The following is a 23,519-nucleotide window of genomic DNA, read 5'->3' as shown; positions in this document are numbered from 1 at the left end:
GCCCTGCCATGGTGACGGCTTCACCGTCGGCCGGTTCTCTGCGAAACCGGGCGGCCGAAGCGTCGTCGGGCTCAGTAGATGGGCTTCTCCGGCTCGATCTGGTTGACCCAGCCGACCACGCCGCCGCCCACGTGCACGGCGTCGGAGAAGCCGGCGGACTTCAGGACGGCGAGGACTTCCGCACTGCGGACACCCGTCTTGCAATGCAAGACGATCTTCTTGTCCTGCGGGAGGTCCTGGAGCGCGGTGCCCATGAGGAACTCGTTCTTGGGGATCAGACGCGCGCCGGGGATGGAGACGATCTCGTACTCGTTCGGCTCTCGGACGTCGATGATCTCGATGTTCTCCTCGTCGTCGATCCACTCCTTGAGCTGCTTGGGAGTGATCGTCGAACCGGCGGCGGCCTCCTGGGCCTCGTCGGAGACGACGCCGCAGAACGCCTCGTAGTCGATGAGCTCGGTGACCGTGGGGTTGTCGCCGCAGATCGCGCAGTCGGGGTCCTTGCGGACCTTGACCTGGCGGTACTGCATCTCCAGGGCGTCGTAGATCATCAGGCGGCCGACCAGCGGGTCGCCGATACCGGCGAGGAGCTTGACGGCCTCGGTGGCCTGGATGGAGCCGACCGACGCGCAGAGCACACCGAGGACGCCACCCTCAGCGCAGGAGGGGACCATGCCGGGGGGCGGGGGCTCCGGGTAAAGGCACCGGTAGCAGGGGCCGTGCTCGGACCAGAAGACCGACGCCTGGCCGTCGAAGCGGTAGATGGAGCCCCAGACGTACGGCTTGTTCAGCAGCACGCAGGCGTCGTTGACCAGGTAGCGGGTGGCGAAGTTGTCGGTGCCGTCCACGATCAGGTCGTACTGGCTGAAGATGTCCATCACGTTGTCGGCCTCAAGCCGCATCTCGTGGAGGATCACGTTCGTGTACGGGTTGATGCCCTTGACCGTGTCGCGGGCGGACTCGGCCTTGGAGCGGCCGATGTCGGCCTGGCTGTGGATGATCTGGCGCTGGAGGTTCGACTCGTCGACCTCGTCGAACTCGATGATCCCCAGCGTGCCCACACCGGCTGCGGCCAGGTACATGAGAGCGGGCGAACCGAGGCCGCCGGCGCCCACACAGAGCACCTTGGCGTTCTTCAACCGCTTCTGCCCGTCCATCCCCACGTCGGGGATGATCAGGTGGCGGGAGTACCTGCGGACCTCGTCGACGGTGAGCTCAGCAGCTGGCTCGACCAGGGGTGGCAGCGACACGGGGACTCCGTTGGTCGATCGGGGACAGGACAACCCCCGCACGGGCGGGGACCACTAGCCGTAACACTGCCACGCCCTTCTTCATTCCGAGACACCCGTTCCGACCTGCGAGACAATCACGTCCCAGTAGCCGGGCATGGTCTCCCAGCAGGCACTTCGGCTCTCCTTGGCAGTGCGGTCGGTGAACCAGATGGTGCCTGCGCCCTGCCAGCGGGCGATGCGCAGGGCCTGGGGGAGGTGGCCGCGCGGCAGACCGTGGACGAGGTGGCAGAAGCGCTCCGGCGGGTAGGCGGCGGTCCACTCGGGCGCCTGGGACCAGCGGTAGTCGTGCCAGGGGCCGCTGAAGGTCACCAGCTGGTCCGCGACCTCGGCGTATCCGGGGTGCGGGTGCGTTCCGTGGGCGGTCACCAGGTGTCCGCCGCCGAGCAGGTCCCGCAGCGCTCCGACGACGCGGCGCAGTTCGGGGAGGGCGGCACGCTCGGTGGGGCACCGGTCGAGGTAGAAGCCATCGACCAGGTACCAGTCGCGGAAGCGGTGGGCGTCGGAGACGAGGGCGCCGAAGCTCCGTTGGCCGCCCGCCAGATCGAGCTGCCCCACCACTCGGACCTGTGCGTTCCGCAGACGGCCGGCGGCTTCCAGGCAGTGCGGGTCGGGGCGCTCACCGGGCCCGTCGGCGACGTTGAGGACGGTCCAGTGGACTCCGGTGCCGACCCCCGGCAGCACCTCCCACTCGCGCGGGGCCAGCAGGGGGTGGGCGTATCCGGGGACGCCGAGACGGAGTCGACCGGCACTGACGGCGGGCTGGGCGTCGGGCTGCGTCAGATACGGCACGCCGCCTCCATCCAGATGTCGGCGAGGGACTCCTCCAGGTTGATCCGCGGCCGCCAGCCGAGCCGGTCGCGGGCGGTGCGGACGTCGGCCTGCTGCCAGCTTCCGCAGCCGTCCGGGTACGGGTACACGGCGGGTGACGGGGCGAGGTCCGGGTCCGGGCGGGGATGGCCGATGGCGGCGCGGAGTCCGCCATGGCCGTGCTCGGCGCGAGCGTGGAGGCCCGTGGGGGCGGCGGACGGGTACCCGGGGGGAGAGTCCAGTTCGTGCAGGGCGCCGCCGTAACCGGCGACGCGGGCGAGGACGGCGGCGGCGTCGCGGAGGCGGACGGCGCGGCCGGAACCGATGTTGATCACCCCTTGGGCGGCGGAGAGGGAGGCGGCATGGACGGCCCGGGCGACGTCACGGACGTCGACGAAGTCGCGTTGCACACCAAGGCCGCTGAGCTTCAGTTCGCCGTCGCCGGACTGCATGGCCCGGCGCATCGCCTCGGCGAGCCGGCCGAGTGGCGATCCAGCGGGGGTTCCCGGTCCGGCGGGCGAGAAGACGCGCAGGACGACGGCGTCGAGTCCGGAGCCGAGGACGAGTTCGGTGGCGGCGAGTTTGCTCACACCGTAGGGCCCGCCGGGGCGGGGTACGGCGTCCTCGGCGGTGGAGGAGCCGGGCTGGCTCGGCCCGTACTCGGCGCCGCAGCCGATCTGGACGAGGCGGGCTCCGCAGCCGCTGCGCCGCAGGGCCTCGCAGACGGTGGCGACGGCGACGGTGTTGTGCCGGGTCAGTTCGCGGGCACCGGCACGGGTGGCCCCGGCGCAGTTGACGACCACTCCGGGGTGGACGGCGTCGAGGAACCGGGTGAGCGCGCCGGGGCTGCCGGTGGAGAGGTCGAACCGCACGTCGGCGTCGTCGCCCCGGCCCAGCGCGGTGAGCTGGACAGCGGGGTCGGCGAGCAGACGGTCGGCGACGAAGCGGCCGATGTATCCGTTGGCTCCGATCAGCAGCACCCTCATCGGTCGGCTCCCGGGCTGTTCCGGTGTCGGCTGGTCGTCATCTGGTGGTCTCCTTCGGAAGGGGTGTGGTTCGGGTGCGGCGCCGTGCCCTCCACCGGCCGTGGCGCCCGGCCGCGTCTCCGGCGCCGGCGGCCGCGCGGGTCAGCGGGTGCCGGGATCGGTGTGGGCGGAGGCCCGGGAGAGCGCCGGTACGGCACGGACCAGCAGGGCGAAGGCGGCGACGGCGCAGGCGAGGGTGGGTACCGCCTCGGCGCCGCACACCTCGATGAGCGTCTCGACGGGTGCGGCGAGGAAGCCGCAGCCGGGCAGCCGGGACGCGAACACGCTGCACAGGGCGACCAGTTCGACGCCGGCAGCGGTGGCGAGGGCGACAGCGGGGGTGGCCCGGTGCCCGTGCACCAGGAGCAGGCGGGCCAGGAGCAGCAGGGCGCCCAGGGCGCAGGCCCCGGCAAGGGGCGGGGAGCCGCCGAGCAGAGCGCCGGCCAGCGCGAGCAGACCGGCGAGCGCAGCGAGGTAACAGGCCAGGGAGACGAGCAGCAGGGGCCGGGTGGCCGCGGCGAACTCGCCGAGTCCCCGGCTGCGGGCGAGCCTGCGGCGGGCCCCGGCGGTGAAGAGCCGGGCGCACAGCGTGGCCGGCCACATCGCCAGGGCGAGACCGAGGGCGGTGGCGGTGTCCACCGGCCAGAACCGGTCGGGGCCACCACGGACGGCGGCGTCCAGGAGACCGTCACCGAGGACGGCATAGCCCATCAGCCACAAAGTGGCGAACCGCACGGCTGTCCCCGCCGTGCGGGGAGTGCGCAACGGACCGTGCCGCAGGCACAGCTGCACGGCGGTGAGGACGGCGAGCACACCCGCCACCACGGCGAGAGTCCCGGCGCGGCCGGGAGGTGCCTGCGCGAGACCGAGGAGCAGCCCGGCGCAGAGCGCACCCGGCAGGCCGGGCAGCAGGACGAGGGTGAGCAGCCGGGACGGGCCCGGGCTGCCGGCGGGACCTGCCATCGGTTCCGGAACGGCCTGCGGGGGGGCCGGCGAGGCAAAGCGGTCGGAGCTGTGGCGGGGCACCCGGGCGTACATCTCCTCCGCCAGCGAGAAGACGTCCCGGTGCCGGAAGCGGGCGGCGGTGCGGTCCGTCATCCCGCGCGCCTCCAGCGCGGCGGCGATCTCCAGCGGGTCGACGGCACGGGCGCAGAGTTCGCGGTGGCGGCGCATGAGTGCCTTGACCGGGTCACCGCCGGCGTATGCCGCCATACCCGGACCACCGGTCGCCGCATCAGGGCTCTCGCCCACGCCGGACGCGGGCCTGGCCGCGCCGGACATGGGCCCGGCCACACCGGACGCGGGCCTGGCCGCGTTGACGCCGGAGTGCCCGGCCGTGTCACCGGCCCTCGCGGGGTTCCGGGCCTGATCGGTCTTCCCGGGTCCGGTGGAGACGGGCCGCGCGGGGCGGCCGGGCGCGTCGAGCGGGCCCGAGGCATGGTGGGTGGTCATGGGGTGCACTCCCTGAGATTCCTCAGCTGCCTGGCCGCGTTGGGTGGCGCGGCGGCACTCTCCGCCGTTCCTGTGCTCATCCCCAGCCCTCCCCGCTCACGGGCGCCACCAGGGCGCGCGGCGGACGGCGCGGCGGCGGAACGTGCGGGGGATGCCGAGGTGCCCGGGCCCGGGCCCGGGCCCGCACCCGCACCCGCACCCGCACCCGCACCCGCACCCGCACCCAGCCTCGTGCCCCCACCCGCCAGAGCCCACTCGGCGCCCCGAGCCTCCCGGCCCGGAGACACCTCACCCTTCACCGCGGACTCCCCACGGGTACCGCCCACCGGCGTACCCGCGGCCCCGTCGGCCCGCCACGTCGGCACCGGCCCAGCCGACGACCCGTACGCCGCTCCCCCCGTCCTCAGCTCGACCCCTTCCCCAGGCCGGCCGCCCTCCCGCCGCCTCCCCAGAAAGGCAGGTCCTGTAGCCGCCTCGTTCGCCTCTGCGCAGGCGGTGGTCCTCGCCTGTTGCCCGCCCCCGGCCGAAAGCCCCTCCGGACCCCGCACCCCTTCGCCTGCCGGGCCCACCGCGCCCACCGCCGTCTGAACGCCACCCGCGGGCTGCCTCACCGAAGCCTCAGCCTGCGCGTCGGCCGCACCACGCCCTCCCACGAAGACCGGTCCCCCGGCCACAGCCCCACCAGCCACATCCGCCCCACCGGGCCCGTCCTTCGCGGCGGGAGCCTTCGCAACGAAGACCTGGCGCGAAAGGGCCTCCGGGCGCGGCCTGGCGGCGGACTGCGCTCGCCGGGCCGCCACGGTTTCGTCCAGCACTGCCCAGGTCGGCACCCGGCGTAGTTCCGCTCCGCTGGCGGTGACCGGGTCGCCGGTGAACGGGGTCCGGGGGCGGACGCCCGCGGGGGCGGCGTCGGTGGCCGACGGGTCGGTCTCGGGGAGTCCGGCCGCGGGGACGCCCCAGGTTCCGGGGGCCGACGACGCGTTCGGATGGGCCGCCTCGGCCCAGGTGCCGCGTACCCGGGTCTCCGCCGGGTGGGCGAAGGGCATCGGGGTGCCTTCCTCGTCGGTGTGGGGGCGGCGGACCGGGTAGTGGGAGACGATCTCCAGGTAGAGCGCGCGGAAGCGTTCGACGTTCTGGTCGACGGAGAAGAGTTCCAGGGCGCGGGAGCGGGCTGCGGCGCCGAGGCGGTCGCGGCGGGCGGGGTCGCGGAGCAGTGCCAGGCACGCCGTGGCCAGGGCGGCCGGGTCCTTCGGCGGCACGACCAGGCCCGTTCCGCCGACCGCCTCGACGACGGCGCCGACCTCGGTGGAGACGGTGGCGCGGCCGCAGAGCATCGCCTCGACCACGCTCACCGGGAAGCCTTCGACCGCACTGGAGAGGACGACGACGGCGCCCGCGGCGTAGGCGGTGGCCAGGTCGGCCGAGCCCGCCTCGGCCTCGCCCAGTTCCTCGAAGCTGACCGGCGCGTCCTCGGCGTCCGCGTCTCCCACCCCGGCGCACACCTCGCGGGCCAGTTCGCGGCAGTGCGCCAGGTAGGCGACGGCTTCCGCGTCCCCGGGGACGAGCCGGCCCACGAGGCGCAGCCGCGTGGTGGGCTCGGCACGGTGGATCTCGGCGAAGGCGTGCAGCAGCGTGACGAGGTCCTTGCCGGGCTCGATCCGCCCCACCCACACCAGCGTGCGGGGGTCACCCGCGGGGCCCTCGCCGACCTCCGCGAAGGGCTGGGCGTCGAGCCCGGGGGGGACGGTGCGCAGCCGGTGCTGTTCGGCGCCGCACTGCTCCTGCCAACGGCGCACGTGGGCGCTGCCGGGGGTGATCAGGGCGGCCTGTTCGTAGACCTCGGCGGTGAGGAGTTGGTGGAAGGCGGCGCCCAGCGCGCGGACTGCGGGGCTCGAATCCCGGCCGGCGGCGGCGAGGTAGTGGCTGCGCAGCGGCACATGGTGCTCGGTGACGAGCAGGGGGACGCCGAAGAAGTACTGGGCGAGGAGCCCGGGCAGGGCCGCGATGCCCCCGGAGGCGGCGTGGCAGAGGTCGACGCTGCCCAGCCCGCCCCAGCCCGCGCCCCCGGAGTGCGCCCCGCGCGCGTCGCTCTCGGCGTACCAGTCGAGCGAGAGGGGCCGCAGGGCGCCTTCGATCAGCGCGGCGACGGCGAGGAGGTCGGGGACCCGGGCGTCGTGGGCGGCGCGCAGGGCGCCAGGGGCGCGGCAGGCGCGTTCGAGGATGCGGACGACGCCCTCGGAGCGCAGCGCCGCGACCAGGCCGCCTTCCTCGCGGGCCAGGTCGGCGAGACCGTACAACCCCTTGCGGAAACGGTCCTTCTGCCCTCGGTGCGCGTGCTCGTCCGCGCGGGGTGCGCCGGAGCAGACGGCGGCGACGAGGTCGGCGTAGTGGGTGTGGAGGCGGCGGCGGGCGCGGCGGCCGTAGGCGGCGCCGTCCTCCTCGGCGCTCCAGAGGGGCGCGGTGCGCACCCGGTCGATCTCCGGCGGGAGCGGGACCCAGCCGGACTCCTCCTGGGAGGCGGTGCGGCTGAGGGCGTAGAGGTCGAACTCGTGGGGCGCGAGCCCGCGCACGAGCCGGTCGCACCACAGCCCGCCCTCGCCGTCCGCATAGGGGTAGCCACCTTCGGTCAGCAGTCCGATGCGCATCTGTCCACCTCCGATCTCCCGTACGGGGAGCCGCCGTTGTCCTCTCGCCGGGGGCATCGGCCCCGCAGCGGGAAGAACGTATGCGGACAGGAGGGTGGTACGACGGACGGTTGTCCGTCGCACCATCAAAAGGGGTGAACGGACGTAACTTTCCCTGCGCGTGGGCGTTCAGCGTGCTGCCCTGCCGAGGGGGCGCGGGTCAGTTCGGGTAGGCCCAGGGGTTGGCCTTGCAGGTGATGCCGTCCAGGGACAGGAACTTGGTCTGCTGCTGCATCACCGGCGCCAGGGCCCCGTCACGGCTGCAGCTGACGTGGTTGAAGCCGAGCCGGTGTCCGACCTCGTGGTTGATCAGCATCTGCCGGTAGGGGTGTATGGCGTCGCCGTACGTCTCGGCGCCCTGCGCCCAGCGGTAGGCGTTGACCATGACGCGGTCGGTGTAGGCCGAGTCGCAGGAGACGTTGTCGATGGTGGTGTCCAGGCCGGACTTGGCGCACCACTCGGCGGTGGTGCCGGGGCTGGCCAGGGTGATGACGAAGTCCGGCTGGCCGGAGTCGATCCGCTCGAAGGTGCGGGCGCCGTCGTGGGCCCAGCTGCGGTCGTCGTTGAGCGTCTTCTGCACGGCCTCGGCAAACAGCTTGCCGTCGAGTCCGAGGCCCTTCTCGACGTCGACGCGGTAGCGGAAGAGCCGCCCCTTGCCGGGGGCCTTCTCGATGCCGGGAACGGCGGCGAAGTCGCCGTCGGCCGTCAGGTCGGGGTCGAGCTTCAGCTTCTTGCCCATCCGCTGCTCGTAGGTGGGCGGCGCCGCCTTCGGCGCGGGCGCCGGCGAGGCGGGCGTGGGACGGCCCTCGGAGCGCGAGGCGGTGCCCTCGGCGGCCCGGCCGGAGTCGGCGGCGGACCGGGATGCGGCCCCGTCGTCCTGGCCGCCGAGCATCTGCCCGCCGACCACCACCGCGAGCACGGTGACCACGGCGGCGGCGCCGATACCGGCGGCGGCCCAGCCGCGTGGCCCCCGTCGGCGGTCCGGTCCGGCGGGCTCGCCGTCGCCCTCGCCTCTGTGGCCGTCGCCCGCACCGGCGGGAGCCTGGTCAGGGGAGAGGAAGTCGCCGGAGGCGTACGCCGTCGCGCCCGGGGTGCGCCCCCCACGCGCCTCCGTCACCTGGACGGGGGACCTTCGGGGTGCGCCGGGCGCGAAGAGGTCTTCCTCCTCGAAGGCGTCCAGGTACTCCTGGCGCGGCCCGGGCATCTCCCGGCCTCCGGCCCGGCGGCCCGTCGCGTCGGGCTCGTGCGGCCCCCGGCCCCAGCCTCCGCCGGGTTCGCGCTGTTCGGGGTGGCCGCCGCGAACGTCCTCCGGGGCGAGCGGCGGCGGGACGGGCCCGGGCGGAACGCCTCGGGGGTTTCGTCGGGCAGCCGTTCCAGGCGGCGGCCCGTCGGTCCGGTACTGCTCGGTGGCGCCGGTGCCGCCCGGCCTGGCCCGCCCCTGCGCGGCGGACCCGGCGGACGACGAGGGGCGACGGTGACGTCCCACGCGCGGGTTCAGCTCCCCTGGCTCGGGTCGCCCGCGCCGTCGGCGGGCAACGCTTCTTCTGCGGTCGCGGTCGCGTTGCCGCGGTGCGAGGCGGGCGGCAGGGTCTCCCCCACGTCCGCGAGCAGTTCCCGGACGGCGGCCGCGACCTCGTCCGGATACTCCATCATGGCCACGTGCCCCGCGTCCGGGAGAGTCAGCAGCCGGGAGCCGCGGAAGGCGACGGCGGCGCGGCGCGCCATCCGGTGACCGACGAGCCGGTCGCGGCCGCCGTAGACCAGCAGCGTGGGCGCGAGCACCCGTCCTGCCTGGCGCCACAGACCGTGCTGGCCACCGAGGGTGTACGCGTCGACGATGCCTCGGGCCGAGCGGACCATGGCGTCCCAGAAGTACGGCAGCGCCATCCGGCGCTCCATCTCCTCGACGGCGCTGCGGAACCCCTCGGGGGAGACCCGCGCCGGGTCGCCGTAGCAGAGGCCGAGGACACCTCGGGTGCGCTGTTCCGCCGTCAGCTCCCGGGCCAGGCGGCCCAGCAGGGCGCCCATGCCGGGCAGGGCGAGCATGCCCGTGGGGATGGCGGAGCGCTGGATGCGCAGCTCGGGCAGGGCCGGGGAGACCAGGGTGAGGGTGCGCACCAGGTCGGGGCGGGCGGCGGCGACGCGGGTGGAGACGGAGCCGCCGAGCGAGTTGCCGATCAGGTGGACCGGGCCGCGGCCCGCCGCGTCGAGGTGGCGGATGACGGCGCGGGCGTGGGCGGTGACCGAGTAGTCGCCGTCGTCCGGCGGCGGCGAGTCGCCGAAGCCCGGCAGGTCCAGGGCCTCCCCGTCGACGGTGTCGGCCAGCAGCGGCATCAGCGCCGACCAGTTCTGCGAGGAACCGCCGAGGCCGTGGATGTACAGAGCGGGCGGCAGGCCCTCGCGGGACGGCGGGCGCGATCGCACGGTCAGCGTGAGTCCGGACAGACTCACCTGGCGCAGCCGCTCGCCCTCCTCGACGCGGACCGCGCTCACCTCGGGCGGCACCGCGCCGTTCACGTCGGGCAGGTCGGTCGAAGACATGCGGCAATGTTACGAGACGATCACACCGCCTTCGGTGTGTTCGGGGTCACAGACCGCGGGCGCGCCACCCCGCCCCCCTCTCGCGCTCACGTCGGGTACCCGCGGGGCGACGCAGCGCGCTCGCCCGAACCGCTCCGGGCGGGGTGGCGCACCGCGTCGCGCCACCCCGCCGACTCTCCTACGCTCGAAAGGGCGGGGCGGAGCCCTGGTGACGCGAGACCACGCAGACGAGGAGAGGCGGCACCCATGACGACCGACCCGACCGGCACCGGACCCGACCGGCCGGACCCGGCGACCGAGGACGACCCGCTGCCGCAGGTCCCCGAGGGAGACGCGGCCGAGCAGCGCGAGCCGGCGGGCCCCGACGACGCCGACGACGCCGAGGAGACCGACGCGGCCCTGGCCGACGTCGACCCCGGCACCGCCAACGAGGCGGACGTGGTGGAGCAGCTCCTGGTGGTCGAGGAGGACGAGGACGACTACCGCTGAGCCTGCGGGCCCGGCGAGCGCGGCCGGGTGCCCCCGGAGGCTTCTTCGCGTATGTCCGCTTCCGGCGGGATTTCGGCAGGCCACGGGCGGTTCCGGAAGCGCTCACTCCGTGAAATTCTGCGCTCGCACCGCGCACGCCCCGGTTACCGAAAAGTACGATGGCCGCGCGGCGCACACCGCACACGCAACGATCTTGGGAGGCGGCGTGACAGCCATCGAGCAGGCAGAGGCAGCTCGTCCGCGGGGAACACGTCTGCCGCGCCGTGCCCGCAGGAACCAGCTCCTGGGCGCGGCCCAGGAGGTCTTCGTCGCGCAGGGGTACCACGCGGCGGCCATGGACGACATCGCCGAGCGGGCGGGCGTCAGCAAGCCCGTGCTGTACCAGCACTTCCCCGGCAAGCTCGACCTCTACCTCGCCCTGCTCGACCAGCACTGCGAGGCGCTTCTCCAGGCCGTCCAGACGGCCCTGTCGTCCACCTCGGACAACAAGCTGCGGGTCGCCGCGACGATGGACGCCTACTTCGCCTACGTCGAGGACGAGGGGGGCGCCTTCCGGCTGGTCTTCGAGTCCGACCTGACCAACGAGGCGTCGGTGCGCGAGCGCGTCGACAGGGTGACGCTGCAGTGCGCGGAGGCGATCAGCGCCGTCATCGCGGAGGACACCGGGCTGCCCAAGGAGGAGTCGATGCTGCTGGCCGTGGGCCTCGGCGGCTTCTCCCAGGTGGTGGCGCGGTACTGGCTCTCCAGCTCCAGCCCGGTGCCGCGCGACAAGGCGGTGCAGCTGCTCTCCTCGCTGGCCTGGCGGGGCATCGCCGGTTTCCCGAAGTACTCGGAGCAGGGCGACTGACCGCGGTCACGCCCCGGCGCCCGCGCCCGCTGTTCGCTACCGGCGTGCGGCCGGGCGGACCGCCGTCCGGCACGACCGGGCTAATGTGTGCGCGAAGGGCGCACTTCGCGCACAACACCGACCCTCGGAGGGACATAGCCGTGGAGGTCAAGATCGGCGTGCAGCACGCGCCTCGCGAGATCGTTCTGGAGAGCGCGCAGACCGCCGAGGAGGTCGAGGACTCCGTGACCGAGGCGCTCGCCGGCAAGGCGAAGCTGCTGTCCCTCACGGACGAGCACGGCCGCAAGGTCCTGGTTCCCGCGGAGCGGATCGCGTACGTGGAGCTGGGCGAGCCGACCACCCGCCGGGTGGGCTTCAACGCCGCGCTGTAGGACACCTGGACTCCCCCGGCCCGCCGGGGAGCGTCCGCAGGGCCGGAAGGGGCGCCTCCGTCAGGGAGGCGCCCCTTCCGCGTGCCCGGCCCACCTGCTCCGTGACGAGGGCGCCGGGCGGGTACGCCTGGAGCCGCCCGGCCCGCTCCCGCACCGCGTACGGCCGTCGACCGATGATTGCCCCTCGAACGGCCCGGGTAGGACTGGCTACGACCGTTTTGTGACGGCCGGAGCCGTTCGCGGAGCCGCCGGAGCGGAGCCCAGCGAGGGGGACCCGGTGATCGTGGAGACAGCAGGCGCCCTGGCTATCGGACTCGCGGTGGCGTGGCTCGCCCTGCGGCGGCTGCCGCACCGGCTCCCCGGCGCCCGCCTGGTCGGCCCGACCGGGGCCGTCGGCGCGCTGCTCGGCGTCTTCGTCACCCACACCGCGCTCGGCGGTGCCCAGCCCCCGGCCCTGGTCGGCGGGGCGCTGGTGATGGCTGCCGCGCTGCTGTCACTGCTGCTGCGGCCCGCCGGAGGGCGGCCGGTCGGGCCGACCGCCCGGCCCGCCTGACCGCACGCGGGTCAGGCGCGGCTCAGGCGGCCAGGCCGAGCGCGGCCATCCGCTTGGTGTGCGCCTCGGTGATGCGGGAGAACATCCGCCCCACCTCGGCGAGGTCGAAGCCGTCGGCGAGGCCGCCGACCAGCATGGTGGAGAGGGCGTCGCGCTCGGCGACGACCCGCTGCGCCTGCGACAGCGCCTCCCCCATCAGCCGCCGCGCCCACAGCGCGAGCCGCCCGCCGAGTCGGGGGTCCTCCTCGATGGCCGCCCGCACCTTGCCGACCGCGAACTCCGCGTGGCCGGTGTCGTCGAGCACCTCCAGGACCAGGTCGCGGGTGTCGGAGTCGAGCCGGACCGCGACCTCCCGGTAGAAGTCGCTGGCGATGGCGTCCCCGACATACGCCTTGACCAGGCCCTCCAGCCAGTCCGACGGCGCGGTCTGCCGGTGGAAGCCGTCGAGGGCGGCGGCGAACGGGTCCATGGCCTCGGTCGGCTCGACGTCGATCGCGGCGAGGCGGTCGCGCAACTTCTCGAAGTGGTGGAACTCGGCGGACGCCATCTTCGCCAGCTCCGCCTTGTCGGCCACGGTGGGCGCCAGCTTGGCGTCCTCGGCGAGCCGCTCGAAGGCGGCCAGCTCACCGTAGGCGAGCGCGCCGAGCAGGTCGACGACGGCGGCCCGGTACTGGGGCTCGGCGGCGGCGGTCTCCCAGTTCTGGGCGGCGCTGCCCGTGGGCGTCTCGGCTGCGGGTGTGTCGGGCGTCTCCATCAGTCTCCTAGCGAACGGCCGCCGGGCGGGCCGGCTGCGGGAACGCACTGTCCCCGCGCGGGTGGTCTGTCACCGCGGGGGCGCGGTGCGGGCTCGACCGCACAATAGCCCGGTGACCCCCTGCCGCCGGGAGCGGTCGCGGGCTGTGAGACGGGCTACGTCGTCAATTCGCCCAACACGTATGCGCGAATCCGGGGTACAGTGGTAATGCGCCTGCCGAATATTCGACGGGCCGTACGAATGAGGATGCCCGGTCGGTGGCCCGATCGGCTCCGACCCGACAGCCCTCCGGCGCCGGACCGCGCGGTGATCATCCTTGATCGCACACGCGCGTGCGACGTGCGGCGGGACCCTCAGCGGCACGATCGCTCGAGCGTCGGCTGTGGTCCCGTGCCACCCGGCCCGCCCCTTCCGCGGCGGCGGCCGGCGGTAACGGCACGGTCAAGATCCCCGCGTTCGCCTCGTACCGCGTCTCACAGAAGAGGCCAGCGCCCTGACTACCTTTCGAGAACTCGGAATCCTTTCCGAGACCGCCGAGGCCCTCGAAGCCGTCGGCATCACCAGCCCCTTTCCCATCCAGGAACTGACGCTGCCGGTCGCCCTCTCGGGCACCGACGTCATCGGCCAGGCCAAGACCGGCACGGGCAAGACCCTCGGTTTCGGCCTCCCCCTGCTGGAGCGCGTCACCGTCGCCGCCGACGTCGAGGCGGGCCGGGCCAAGCCCGAGCAGCTCACCAACGCGCCGCAGGCCCTGGTCGTCGTCCCCACCCGTGAGCTGTGCCAACAGGTCACCAACGACCTGCTCACCGCCGGCAAGGTCCGCAACGTCCGCGTCCTCGCCATATACGGCGGCCGCGCCTACGAGCCCCAGGTGGAAGCGCTCAACAAGGGCGTCGACGTCATCGTCGGGACCCCGGGCCGCCTGCTCGACCTGGCCGGGCAGCGCAAGCTCGACCTCGGGCACGTCAAGGCCCTCGTCCTGGACGAGGCCGACGAGATGCTCGACCTGGGCTTCCTCCCCGACGTCGAGCGCATCGTGACGATGCTGCCGGCCAAGCGCCAGACCATGCTGTTCTCGGCGACCATGCCGGGCGCGGTCATCGGCCTCGCCCGCCGGTACATGACGCAGCCCACGCACATCCGCGCCACCTCGCCGGACGACGAGGGCGCCACCGTCGCCAACATCGCGCAGCACGTCTTCCGCGCCCACTCGATGGACAAGCCGGAGCTGGTCTCCCGCATCCTCCAGGCCGAGGGCCGGGGCCTGGCGATGATCTTCTGCCGGACCAAGCGCACCGCCGCCGACATCGCCGACCAGCTCCAGCGCCGCGGCTTCGCCTCCGGCGCGGTCCACGGCGACCTCGGCCAGGGCGCCCGCGAGCAGGCGCTGCGCGCCTTCCGCAACGGCAAGGTCGACGTCCTGGTCTGCACCGACGTGGCCGCCCGCGGCATCGACGTCGAGGGCGTGACACACGTCATCAACTACCAGACGCCCGAGGACGAGAAGACCTACCTGCACCGGATCGGCCGTACCGGCCGCGCCGGGCGGGCCGGCATCGCGATCACGCTGGTCGACTGGGACGACATCCCGCGCTGGCAGCTGATCAACAAGGCGCTGGAGCTGTCCTTCAACGACCCGGTCGAGACGTACTCCACCTCCCCGCACCTCTACGAGGAGCTGCGCATCCCGCAGGGCACCAAGGGCACGCTGCCCCGTGCCGACCGCACCCGTGCCGGGCTGGCCGCCGAAGAGGTCGAGGACCTCGGCGAGACCGGCGGGCGGGGCGGCCGCAGTGGCCGCGGCGACGCGCGCCGCGGCAAGGGCGGCCGGTCCGAGGGGCGCGAGGAGCGCCAGGAGGAGCGGAGCGAGCCGGGCGAGCGTCCGGCCCGCCAGCCGCGCCGCCGTCGCCGGACCCGCTCCGGCGAAGCGCTCGCGGCCGGCGCCGCCGCTCCGGCGATCGCCGAGGCCCCGGCCAAGACCACCGCGGCCAGGGCCGAGGCTCCGGCCAAGGCGGAGGCTCCGGCGAAGGCCGCCGCCTCGGCGAAGGCCAAGGCGGCCGTCGCCGTCTCCGAGACCGTCGAGGCTCCGGCCGAGACGCGCGCGCCGCGCCGCCGTCGCCGGACCCGGCCGGTGGCCGAGGCCCCTGCCTTCCAGACCGTCGAGAGCGCCGCGGCGGCAGCGGCCGAGGCGGCGTCCGCGCCGCGCGGCCGCACCGGCAGGACGGCCACCGCGACGGCCGAGGCCGAGATCCCCGCGCAGAGCCCCGCCGCCGAGCAGGCCGGGGAGAGCGCCGAGGCCGCACCGGCCAGGCCGCGCCGCCGCGCCCGCAAGGCCGCCCCGGCCGAGCCGGTCGCGGAGCAGGCCCCGGCCGCCGCGGACGAGGCCCCCGCACCCCGCCGCCGCACCCGCAAGGCCGCCGCCAAGGCCGAGCAGGCACCCGCCGAGCAGGCGGCCACCGCCGAGGAGTCCGCTCCCCGCGCACCCCGCCGCCGCACCCGCAAGGCCGCCCAGGCGGCTCCGGCGGACGCCGAGTAGGCGGCGGACACGACCGGCCCGATGGCCCGGCTCCCCTCTGGGGGCCGGGCCATCGGCGTGTGGTCGGCCCAACGCTAGCCTGCGGGCATGAGTAAGCCACCTACCTTCGTTCCACCCGCCTGTGCCCGTGCCGAAAGGCTGGCCACGGAGCGCGGGGAGTTCGCCGTACTGGACGCGCGCCCGGCGGGGGTGGTGCGGGGGACGGCCTTGCTGCTGCCGGGGTACACCGGGAGCAAGGAGGACTTCATCGCGCTGCTGGAGCCGCTGGCCGACGCCGGGTTCCGGGTGGTCGCGGTGGACGGGCGGGGCCAGTACGAGACGCCCGGGCCCCTGGACGAGGCGGCGTACGCGCGCCCGGAGCTGGCGGCGGACGTGCTGGCCCAGGCGGCGGCGGTGCGCGGGCCGGGGCGGGTGCATCTGCTGGGGCACTCACTGGGCGGGCAGATCGCGCGGGCGGCGGTGCTGGCCGACGCGGAGCCGTTCTGCTCGCTGACGCTGCTGTCGTCGGGGCCCGCCGAGGTCTGCGAGGAGCAGCGGCAGCGCATCGAGCTGCTGACGGCGGCGATGGCGGCGATGGACATGGGGCAGGTCTGGGACGCGATCCAGGCGCTGGCCACGCCGGAGGACCTGACCGAGCCGGACGAGGACGGGGTACGGGCCGAGGCGGCGCTGCGGGCCCGCTGGCTCAAGCACTCCCCCGCCCAGCTCGCGGCGACCGGCCGCCAGCTGCGGACCGAGCCGGACCTCGTGGCGGAGCTGGCCGCGTGCGGGGTGCCGGCCCAGGTGGTCTCGGGAGAGCGGGACGACACCTGGCCGGTGGAGCTGATGGACGACATGGCCCGGCGGCTGGAGGCGGACCGGGTGGTGATCCGGGGTGCCGGGCACTCCCCCAACACCGACGACCCGGCGGACACCGCGCGGGCTCTCGCCGGGTTCTGGGGCGCTCACGCGTAGGCGTGCGGCCGGCCCGGAACGGGGGACGGCGACCGGCGGCGAGCGGAAAGGGTGAGAGCGGGTCCGCCCCGGGCGTCGTCAGGGAGTGCGCGGCGCTCGCCCGCCGACCCGGTTCCGGCCGGGACCCCCGGGCCGACGGCGCGTTGGAGGGCGCGTGGACCCGGTGGCTCAGTACTGCGTGCGCAGGTGCTCCCAGAAGCCGTCGCGCAGGGCGCGGCGCAGGTCCGACTGGCCGCGCAGGGAGTAGGCGAGCTGGCGTTCGGCCTCGACGAGGAGGGCATGGTCGTCGGCGGCGGGCAGGTAGGGGTGGCCGGGGAGCAGGTCGATGAGGGCGGTGCGGCCACGTTCGGCGAGCCACTGGGCGGCGACGCGGGCCCCGGTGAAGCGCACGTCGTCGCGGGTGGGGCGGGGGGTACCGGTGGCGTCGTACGAGGGGGTGGTGGCACGGCGCGTCAGGTACGGCTGGAAGAAGGCGAGGTCGAGGGTGCGCTGGGTGTCGACCTCCCACAGGAGCGGGTCGGCCTGGTTGCGGCCCTCGGTGGCCTCGATGCCCCAGAGGTGGACGCGGGCGCCGTGGCCCTGGGCGGACTCGACGGCGGAGACCAGGTCCTCGTCGCCGCCGATGAGGACGGCGTCGCTGATGGCGCGGTGGCGGGCGAGGGATTCGAGGTCGCCGCGGATGAGGGAGTCCACGCCCTTCTGCTGGTTGTTGGCGTTGAGGTTGCCGAGGCGGACCTTGACGTCGGGGAGGGCGGCGATGGCGAGCTGCTCGGCGGTGTGGATGCGGCGGCGGGCGCCGTCGTACCAGTAGACGCGGAGCAGGCGGCTGTCGGCGAAGATCTGGCGGGCGCGGTCGATGAGGGCGTCGATCAGGCCCTCGGCGTCGAGGTCGAAGGCGCCGCGCTCCTCGGTTCCGGTGACCAGGCGGCCGGCGGCGGCGTAGAGGTATCCGGCGTCGACGAAGACGGCGTGGGTGGAGGGGGTCTTCGCCACCTCCGCCAGCATGCGTTCCAGGAGTTCGTTGGTGCGGTCGATGCGGGCGTGGAGCGCGGTCTGGTCGTCGTCGTTCAGCACCGGTCCATTGTCGCGCCGGGGCGGCGCCGGGGACACCACCTGGGGTGGTCCGGAGCCCGATGCATACCCGTCAGTAATTAGATACGCGAAAAATTTCATTAGCGTAGGGAATGTTCTAGGCCGCGCAGTCGTTGAACCTCTCGGAGCACCGCCCGGCGAGTTCCGGCGGGCTCCCCGCACCTCACTCTTGACCGTCCGGCAATGCCGCGGCACCGGAACGGGGCAAGACTGATGTCTCGCACCACGCGTTCCCCGGCACCCCGGCCGGAGGACCGACGAAGGGAGAAGCACTTGCGCTTCGAGATCATGCGACTCGACGACGTCGACGGCACGGCGCTGGAGAGCACCGTGGTGGACGCCGACTCCGTGAACCGGATCGTGCAGCAGGCCGCCGCGATCGGCCAGCGCCTCTACATCCGGCCGGCGGACACCTCCGCCCCCTGACACCGCACGACGGCCCGCTGACGTAGCGGGCGAAGCAGACGGAAGCCTCCGCGCCGGAACCGCCGGCGCGGAGGCTTCCGTGTGCGCGGACCCGGTCAGGCGCCCTGGACGACCTGGGTGACCCCGTTGATGATCTGCTGCACCGCGAGGGCGGAGAGCATCATGCCGGCCAGCCGGGTCACCAGGACCACGCCGCCGTCCTTGATGACGCGGATGATCAGCAGGGAGTACCGCATCGTCAGCCAGAGCACGACGTGCATGGCGATGATGGCGACCCAGACGGCGACCTGCGCCGAGGCGCCGTCGGCGTCCTGGACGGCGAGGATGACCGAGACGATGGCGCCGGGACCGGCCAGCAAGGGCATACCGAGGGGGACCAGGGCGACGTTGACGTCCTTGGTCTGCTGCGGCTCCTCGGCCTTGCCGGTGAGCAGGTCGAGCGCGATGAGCAGCAGCAGGAGGCCACCGGCGATCATCAGCGCCGGTACGGAGACGTGCAGGTAGGCGAGGATCTGGTGGCCCAGCACGCCGAAGACGGCGATGACGCCGAAGGCGACGCAGACGGCCTGGAAGGCCATCTTCCGCTGAACCTTGGCGGGGCGTCCGGCGGTGAGCGCCAGGAAGATCGGCATGATCCCCGGCGGGTCCATGATCACGAAGAGGGTGACGAAGAGGGAGGCGAATACGGCGACGTCGAACACGGTGGGGCCTTGACTTGCTCAGGGGCGGGCACGGCGGCACGGTGAGGCCGCCGCGGGTCCGCGGGAAGGGGTACGGAGGGAGGGGCGCCCGGGCGCGGGGGAAGGCGGCCGGGGAGGGCAGGCCGGTCAGTCGCGCGGGCGTCCGCCGGCGCCGGGGACCGGGAAGGCCCCCGTGGCACGGCGGGTGATCTCGCCGTAGATCTCGGGGTCGGTGGTGTGGGCGCCGAGGGCGATGTCCTTGCGGGTGCCGTGGTAGTCGCTGGAGCCGGTGACGAGCAGGCCGAGGCCGGCCGCGAGGGCGCGCACCCGGGCGCGGTCGGCGGGGCCGTGCTCGGCGTGGTCCGCCTCCAGGCCGTCGAGCCCGGCCTCGGCGAGGCGGGCGACGGCCTCCTCGGGCACCACGTGGCCGCGCTTGGCGGCGAGCGGGTGGGCGAGGACGGTGACGCCGCCGGCGGCCTTCACCAGACGGACCGCCTCGAAGGGGTCCAGCTCGTGCTTGGGGGCGTACGCCCGGCCGCCGTCGGCCAGCCACTCCTCGGTGAAGGCGTCCGAGACGGAGCCGACCACGCCCAGCTCGACCAGGGCCTCGGCGAGGTGCGGGCGGCCGACCGAGCCGGCCCCGGCGATGCGCGCGACCTGCTCCCAGGTGATGCCGACGCCGAGGGCGCGGAGCTTTTCGACCATGGCGCGGGCGCGCGGCACCCGGTCGTCGCGGACCAGTTCGCGCTGGCGCAGCAGCTCCGGCTCGGCCGGGTCGAAGAGGTAGGCGAGCAGGTGCACCCCGATGGGGCCGTCGGGCCCGGTGAGGCGGCAGGAGAGTTCGGCACCCGGGACGAGCGTGAGCCCCTCGGGGAGCGCGGCCACCGCCTCGGCGTGGCCGCGGGTGGTGTCGTGGTCGGTGAGCGCGACGACGTCCAACCCCTGCCCGGCCGCCGCGCGCATCAGCGCCGCAGGGGTGTCCGTGCCGTCCGACGCCGTGGAGTGGGTGTGCAGGTCGATGCGCACGACGCGGTACTCCAGACGTGGGGGGCGGACAACTTTCCACGGGCCGCGCGTACGGGCCCGTAGAAGAGGATAACGGGACGCGCAGGGCAAGCCGACACGCCGAGGGGCAGACCGGGGAGTCGGGGACGACTGCCGCACCGCCCCCGCATAGGTGTAGCTTGCACTAATTAGCTTGACTAACTTACCGTGGGCGTACCTCGTCCCCCCAGGCAGAAGGAGCCCAAACGATGCGGAGCGAGACCCCGGCCCCAGATCCCCTGGCCCGCGGCACCGAGCGCCCCTCCCTGCTGCGTCAGCCCATGGCGGTCTGGGCCACGGCCGGCGCCTCGGTCGTCGCCTTCATGGGGATCGGGCTCGTCGACCCGATCCTTCCGTCGATCGCCCAGGGACTGGACGCCAGCGCCTCCCAGGTGTCCCTGCTCTTCACCTCGTACTTCCTGATCACCGCCGTGGCGATGCTGGTCACCGGGTTCGTCTCCAGCCGGATGGGCGGGCGCAAGACGCTGCTGCTCGGCCTCGCCCTGGTGGTGGTCTTCGCGGCGCTCTCCGGCACCTCGGACTCGGTCGGCGAACTGGTCGGCTTCCGCGCGGGCTGGGGACTGGGCAACGCGCTGTTCGTCTCGACCTCGCTCGCCGTGATCGTCGGTGCGGCGGCCGGCGGCAGCGCCGCGGCGATCCTGCTCTACGAGTCGGCGCTCGGCCTCGGCATGGCCTGCGGCCCGCTGCTCGGCGCCGTGCTCGGCGACGCCAGCTGGCGGTACCCGTTCTTCGGCACGGCAGCCCTGATGGCCATCGGCTTCCTCGCCATCACGGCCCTGCTGAAGGAGCAGCCGAAGCCCGCCCGCAAGACGGCCCTGCTCGACCCGCTGAGGGCGCTCGGCCACGGCGGCCTCGCCTCGGTGGCGGCCTCGGCGTTCTTCTACAACTACACGTTCTTCACCGTGCTGGCCTTCACCCCGTTCGTGCTGGACATGACGCCCTACAAGTCCGGCGCCGTCTTCTTCGCCTGGGGTCTGCTGCTCGCGGTCTTCTCGGTGCTGGTCGCCCCGCGCCTCCAGCGGCGGTTCGGCTCGCTGAAGGTGCTGGGCGGCTCGCTGCTGCTGCTCGCCGTGGACGTCCTGGTGCTCGGCTACGGCAGCCACACCACCGCCATCGTCTGCACCGTCCTCGCCGGTGCCTTCATCGGCGTCAACAACACCGTCTACACCGAGCTGGCGCTGGGCGTCTCCGACGCGCCCCGGCCGGTGGCGAGCGCCGGGTACAACTTCGTGCGCTGGTTCGCCGCGGCGGCCGCCCCGTTCTTCGCCCCGAAGATCGAGGAGTGGACCGACCCGCACATCCCGTTCGTGGTCGCGGCGGTCACCGCCGTCCTCGGCGCGGGTGTCGTCCGGGTGCGCCGCCGCGCCCTGGCCGAGGAGGCCGCCGAGGAGGAGCCGTGCCACGCCGCCGGGGACGGGGTCGCCGCCCTCGCCGAGTGAATGCCGCACCGTGGCCACAGCACGGCGGGCCGTCCATCCTGGGGGGTGGACGGCCCGCCGTGCTGGATATGACGCCTCAGTCGAGCGGTACGGAGGTGCGGTGCGGGTCGCGCAGGTCGGTCTCGTGGGTGAGCCAGCGGTCCTGGAGGGCCTGGGCGCCGTGCACCCGCTTCCAGGCGGCCTCGTTGGGCGTCATCGGCAGCAGCGGCAGGAAGCGGACCGGCTCCCTCGGAGCGTCCAGCTCCAGGTCCTCCACCAGCCCGCCCGGCTCGGCGACCAGCACGGAGCTGAAGGGCGCCCCGGGCCACAGCGGCTCACCGACGTCCAGCGAGGCACCGGGAGCCACGATCACCCCCTCCACCTGCGGCGAGGCGGCCAGGACGGCGAGCGGGCGGAGCACCTTGTCGGTGTCGGCGACCCCGGCGGCCACGGTCAGCACCAACTCGGCGCGGGGACCCTTGACCGGGTCGGCCAGCGCCGCCGTGGGGTCGGCCATCGGCTGGGCGGACATGCCGAGGGTGGCGTACCGCACCAGGGGCCGGCCGGCCGGGGAGGCGGGCCCGGAGGCACCCGCGTCGAGGAAACGCAGCACCTCGACGCGGTCGGTACCGAGGAAGGTGATCGCGGCGCGGGCGTCCGGCTCACCGAGCGCGCTGCGCAGCCGGGCCTCGACCAGCGGGAGTACATCAGCCATGCCGTGACCTTAACCGGCCACCGCCGCCGGCCCCGGAGCGGGCGGAGCTCCGGGCAGGGGGCGCGGCCGGGTGGCGCAACCGGGCGGGGGAGGCGGACCCCGGACGTGAAGTACCGCGTACGGAACAGGCCAGGCGGGGTCTTGACACCACGACCGACTGCTAGTCTGGCCGCCGGTCAGGGCAGCGCGCCGCGCGCGCTTTCTCGCCCGACATCGTCATCCCTCAAGGGGGACCGGCCGGAGGAGGTGGGGCTCTCATGGATCGAAGTCGACCGTGTAGTACGACCCGCCCTTCCTCCGGCGGCAACGTCGCCGCCGCCAGCCGCCCTCCGCGGAACCGAAGCTGAACCACCCGGGCCCGGCCCGGTCACACTTCTCGGTCTTCTCTCCGCGCGGCTCGACGGAAGGGCTTCAGGCACCACGCCCGTTCCCCGTTCAGCCGCGTTGGCCACCAGCATGCCGGTGCGGTGCTCCCCGCTTTGCGGATGAGCCGGCCGCCCTGGTCCGGACGTCCTCATTCCGGGTAGTTCCACCCGTCGGCTGAGGCCCCGTCGCAAGGAGCCCGCCCCATGTCGATGATCCGTGATCTGCGTGCCGTTGTCCGGCCCTCGCTGCGCAAGGCCAGTCCGTCCGGCGCCGCCTACGACACCACGCGTTCCGCCTCCGCCCACTCCGCCGTGGTGGACTGCGCCGTCTACCGGGAAGGCCGCCGCCTCGTCCACGAGGAGCCGCTCACGCCGCACGAGGCGATGCTGCGGGTCCGCCGTGGCGGCGGCTTCGCCTGGATCGGCCTGCACGAGCCGACCGAGGAGGAATTCGCCGGGATCGCCGCCGAGTTCGGCCTGCATCCGCTCGCGGTCGAGGACGCCGTCCACGCACACCAGCGGCCGAAGCTGGAGCGGTACGACGACACCCTGTTCACCGTCTTCAAGACCATCCACTACGTCGATCACGCCGAACTCACCGCCACCAGCGAGGTGGTGGAGACCGGCGAGGTGATGTGCTTCACCGGCCGGGACTTCTTCATCACCGTCCGGCACGGCGGCCAGGGCTCGCTGCGGGCACTCCGCCGCCGCCTCCAGGAGGACCCCGAGCTGCTGTCGAAGGGCCCCTCGGCGGTGCTGCACGCCATCGCGGACCACATCGTCGACGGCTACCTCGCGGTGGCCGACGCGATGCAGGACGACATCGACGAGGTGGAGACGGAGGTCTTCACCGCGCCGGGCAAGGGCACCTCGCGGGGCGTGGACGCCGGGCGCATCTACCAGCTCAAGCGGGAAGTGCTGGAGTTCAAGCGGGCGGTGGCACCGCTGTCGCGCCCGCTCCAGCTGCTCAGCGAGCGGCCCATGCGGCTGATCGACCCGGACATCCAGAAGTACTTCCGCGACGTCGCCGACCACCTCACCCGGGTCCAGGAGCACGTCCTCGGCTTCGACGAACTCCTCAACTCCATCCTCCAGGCCAACCTGGCGCAGGCCACCCTCGCCCAGAACTCGGACATGCGGAAGATCACCTCCTGGGCGGCGATCATCGCCGTCCCCACGATGATCTGCGGCGTCTACGGCATGAACTTCGAGTACATGCCCGAGGTGGAGTGGAAGTTCGGCTATCCGCTGGTGCTCGGCGTGATCTTCGGCACCTGTGTCGCCATCCACCGCACGCTGAAGCGCAACGGCTGGCTCTGAGCCGGCCGGCAGCGGGCCCGGGCCGGGGAGAACGGTGGTCCGGGACCCGGGGCGCGGCCATGAGTGCCTGATCGCAGAGCGCCCCCGCCTCCCCAGGCTTCGGCGCACTGGTCGCCGTGGCGTACACGACCGG

General features: G+C 74.0%; 21 protein-coding genes. 9 read left to right on the top strand and 12 right to left on the bottom strand.

The annotated features are described in order from the left end of the window. Positions 1-71: 71 nt before the first annotated feature. The 7 genes from moeZ to ACSLIC_RS18435 all read right to left on the bottom strand — a co-directional run bounded on the left by moeZ (position 72) and on the right by ACSLIC_RS18435 (position 9,801). A complete protein-coding gene (moeZ, locus tag ACSLIC_RS18465; RefSeq protein WP_436738810.1) occupies positions 72-1,250 on the bottom strand; it encodes an adenylyltransferase/sulfurtransferase MoeZ in 1,179 nt (392 codons plus the stop codon). A gap of 81 nt (positions 1,251-1,331) precedes the next feature. Next, a complete protein-coding gene (locus ACSLIC_RS18460; protein WP_436738809.1) occupies positions 1,332-2,081 on the bottom strand; it encodes a spherulation-specific family 4 protein in 750 nt (249 codons plus the stop codon). After that, positions 2,069-3,085: an NAD-dependent epimerase/dehydratase gene (locus tag ACSLIC_RS18455; protein ID WP_436738808.1), complete on the bottom strand. Its 1,017-nt coding sequence runs from the start codon at positions 3,083-3,085 to the stop codon at positions 2,069-2,071. The genes ACSLIC_RS18460 and ACSLIC_RS18455 overlap by 13 nt, the downstream gene beginning before the upstream one ends. A gap of 141 nt (positions 3,086-3,226) precedes the next feature. Continuing rightward, positions 3,227-4,576: a hypothetical protein gene (locus ACSLIC_RS18450; protein WP_436738807.1), complete on the bottom strand. Its 1,350-nt coding sequence runs from the start codon at positions 4,574-4,576 to the stop codon at positions 3,227-3,229. Next, entirely contained in the window at positions 4,573-7,221 is a 2,649-nt protein-coding gene (locus tag ACSLIC_RS18445; protein WP_436738806.1) for a DUF3492 domain-containing protein, read from the bottom strand. The genes ACSLIC_RS18450 and ACSLIC_RS18445 overlap by 4 nt, the downstream gene beginning before the upstream one ends. Positions 7,222-7,420: 199 nt before the next feature. Next, complete coding sequence (locus ACSLIC_RS18440) at positions 7,421-8,746, bottom strand: DUF3152 domain-containing protein (protein ID WP_436738805.1); 1,326 nt, start codon at positions 8,744-8,746, stop codon at positions 7,421-7,423. Between the two features lie 8 nt (positions 8,747-8,754). Continuing rightward, the gene (locus tag ACSLIC_RS18435; protein WP_436738804.1) at positions 8,755-9,801 is read right to left on the bottom strand and encodes an alpha/beta fold hydrolase; all 1,047 of its coding nucleotides are present in this window, start codon (positions 9,799-9,801) and stop codon (positions 8,755-8,757) included. 246 nt (positions 9,802-10,047) lie between these two features. On the opposite strand from ACSLIC_RS18435, the gene ACSLIC_RS18430 reads away from it, so the two are divergent. The 4 genes from ACSLIC_RS18430 to ACSLIC_RS18415 all read left to right on the top strand — a co-directional run bounded on the left by ACSLIC_RS18430 (position 10,048) and on the right by ACSLIC_RS18415 (position 12,061). Then, positions 10,048-10,290 (top strand): hypothetical protein, encoded by a 243-nt coding sequence (locus ACSLIC_RS18430; protein ID WP_436738803.1) that lies wholly within the window; start codon positions 10,048-10,050, stop codon positions 10,288-10,290. Positions 10,291-10,495: 205 nt separating this feature from the next. Next, positions 10,496-11,137: a TetR/AcrR family transcriptional regulator gene (locus tag ACSLIC_RS18425; RefSeq protein WP_436738802.1), complete on the top strand. Its 642-nt coding sequence runs from the start codon at positions 10,496-10,498 to the stop codon at positions 11,135-11,137. A 140-nt stretch (positions 11,138-11,277) separates the two neighbouring features. After that, entirely contained in the window at positions 11,278-11,508 is a 231-nt protein-coding gene (locus tag ACSLIC_RS18420; protein ID WP_436738801.1) for a DUF3107 domain-containing protein, read from the top strand. 277 nt (positions 11,509-11,785) lie between these two features. Continuing rightward, positions 11,786-12,061 (top strand): hypothetical protein, encoded by a 276-nt coding sequence (locus ACSLIC_RS18415; protein ID WP_436738800.1) that lies wholly within the window; start codon positions 11,786-11,788, stop codon positions 12,059-12,061. Positions 12,062-12,083: 22 nt separating this feature from the next. Here the strand turns inward: ACSLIC_RS18415 and ACSLIC_RS18410 are convergent, their stop codons facing one another. Further along, on the bottom strand, positions 12,084-12,815 hold the full coding sequence (locus ACSLIC_RS18410) for a ferritin-like fold-containing protein (RefSeq protein ID WP_436738799.1): 732 nt from the start codon (positions 12,813-12,815) through the stop codon (positions 12,084-12,086). Between the two features lie 493 nt (positions 12,816-13,308). On the opposite strand from ACSLIC_RS18410, the gene ACSLIC_RS18405 reads away from it, so the two are divergent. Next, a complete protein-coding gene (locus tag ACSLIC_RS18405; protein ID WP_436740409.1) occupies positions 13,309-15,351 on the top strand; it encodes a DEAD/DEAH box helicase in 2,043 nt (680 codons plus the stop codon). An 87-nt stretch (positions 15,352-15,438) separates the two neighbouring features. Beyond that, the gene (locus ACSLIC_RS18400; RefSeq protein ID WP_436738798.1) at positions 15,439-16,305 is read left to right on the top strand and encodes an alpha/beta fold hydrolase; all 867 of its coding nucleotides are present in this window, start codon (positions 15,439-15,441) and stop codon (positions 16,303-16,305) included. Between the two features lie 168 nt (positions 16,306-16,473). Here ACSLIC_RS18400 and ACSLIC_RS18395 read toward each other — a convergent pair whose 3' ends face one another. After that, a complete protein-coding gene (locus ACSLIC_RS18395) occupies positions 16,474-17,379 on the bottom strand; it encodes an NYN domain-containing protein (RefSeq protein ID WP_436738797.1) in 906 nt (301 codons plus the stop codon). A 291-nt stretch (positions 17,380-17,670) separates the two neighbouring features. Between ACSLIC_RS18395 and ACSLIC_RS18390 the strand changes: the two genes are divergently transcribed. Further along, entirely contained in the window at positions 17,671-17,823 is a 153-nt protein-coding gene (locus ACSLIC_RS18390; protein ID WP_436738796.1) for a hypothetical protein, read from the top strand. Positions 17,824-17,918: 95 nt separating this feature from the next. Here the strand turns inward: ACSLIC_RS18390 and ACSLIC_RS18385 are convergent, their stop codons facing one another. Next, a complete protein-coding gene (locus ACSLIC_RS18385; RefSeq protein ID WP_436738795.1) occupies positions 17,919-18,524 on the bottom strand; it encodes a MarC family protein in 606 nt (201 codons plus the stop codon). A 126-nt stretch (positions 18,525-18,650) separates the two neighbouring features. Then, a complete protein-coding gene (locus ACSLIC_RS18380; protein WP_436738794.1) occupies positions 18,651-19,529 on the bottom strand; it encodes a PHP domain-containing protein in 879 nt (292 codons plus the stop codon). A gap of 227 nt (positions 19,530-19,756) precedes the next feature. On the opposite strand from ACSLIC_RS18380, the gene ACSLIC_RS18375 reads away from it, so the two are divergent. After that, entirely contained in the window at positions 19,757-21,007 is a 1,251-nt protein-coding gene (locus tag ACSLIC_RS18375) for an MFS transporter (RefSeq protein ID WP_436738793.1), read from the top strand. A 76-nt stretch (positions 21,008-21,083) separates the two neighbouring features. Here the strand turns inward: ACSLIC_RS18375 and ACSLIC_RS18370 are convergent, their stop codons facing one another. Next, positions 21,084-21,701 carry a suppressor of fused domain protein gene (locus ACSLIC_RS18370; protein ID WP_436738792.1) on the bottom strand — a complete coding sequence of 206 codons (618 nt, stop codon included), beginning with the start codon at positions 21,699-21,701 and terminating at the stop codon, positions 21,084-21,086. A gap of 569 nt (positions 21,702-22,270) precedes the next feature. Between ACSLIC_RS18370 and ACSLIC_RS18365 the strand changes: the two genes are divergently transcribed. Then, positions 22,271-23,386 (top strand): magnesium and cobalt transport protein CorA, encoded by a 1,116-nt coding sequence (locus tag ACSLIC_RS18365; protein ID WP_436738791.1) that lies wholly within the window; start codon positions 22,271-22,273, stop codon positions 23,384-23,386. Positions 23,387-23,519 lie beyond the last annotated feature (133 nt).

The organism is Streptomyces sp. BBFR102 (assembly GCF_051397025.1).
GTDB lineage: Bacteria > Actinomycetota > Actinomycetes > Streptomycetales > Streptomycetaceae > Streptomyces.
The sequence above is the reverse complement of the archived record's forward strand: the minus strand, read 5'-3'. Positions and strand labels throughout refer to the sequence as shown.

Excerpts from the sequence above, each read along its gene's own strand:
- ACSLIC_RS18455 (WP_436738808.1), bottom strand. The coding sequence starts at position 3,085 with ATGAGGGTGCTGCTGATCGGAGCCAACGGATACATCGGCCGCTTCGTC.
- ACSLIC_RS18450 (WP_436738807.1), bottom strand. The coding sequence starts at position 4,576 with ATGACCACCCACCATGCCTCGGGCCCGCTCGACGCGCCCGGCCGCCCC.
- ACSLIC_RS18445 (WP_436738806.1), bottom strand. The coding sequence starts at position 7,221 with ATGCGCATCGGACTGCTGACCGAAGGTGGCTACCCCTATGCGGACGGC.
- ACSLIC_RS18435 (WP_436738804.1), bottom strand. The coding sequence starts at position 9,801 with ATGTCTTCGACCGACCTGCCCGACGTGAACGGCGCGGTGCCGCCCGAG.
- ACSLIC_RS18430 (WP_436738803.1), top strand. The coding sequence starts at position 10,048 with ATGACGACCGACCCGACCGGCACCGGACCCGACCGGCCGGACCCGGCG.
- ACSLIC_RS18410 (WP_436738799.1), bottom strand. The coding sequence starts at position 12,815 with ATGGAGACGCCCGACACACCCGCAGCCGAGACGCCCACGGGCAGCGCC.
- ACSLIC_RS18400 (WP_436738798.1), top strand. The coding sequence starts at position 15,439 with ATGAGTAAGCCACCTACCTTCGTTCCACCCGCCTGTGCCCGTGCCGAA.
- ACSLIC_RS18375 (WP_436738793.1), top strand. The coding sequence starts at position 19,757 with ATGCGGAGCGAGACCCCGGCCCCAGATCCCCTGGCCCGCGGCACCGAG.
- ACSLIC_RS18370 (WP_436738792.1), bottom strand. The coding sequence starts at position 21,701 with ATGGCTGATGTACTCCCGCTGGTCGAGGCCCGGCTGCGCAGCGCGCTC.
- ACSLIC_RS18365 (WP_436738791.1), top strand. The coding sequence starts at position 22,271 with ATGTCGATGATCCGTGATCTGCGTGCCGTTGTCCGGCCCTCGCTGCGC.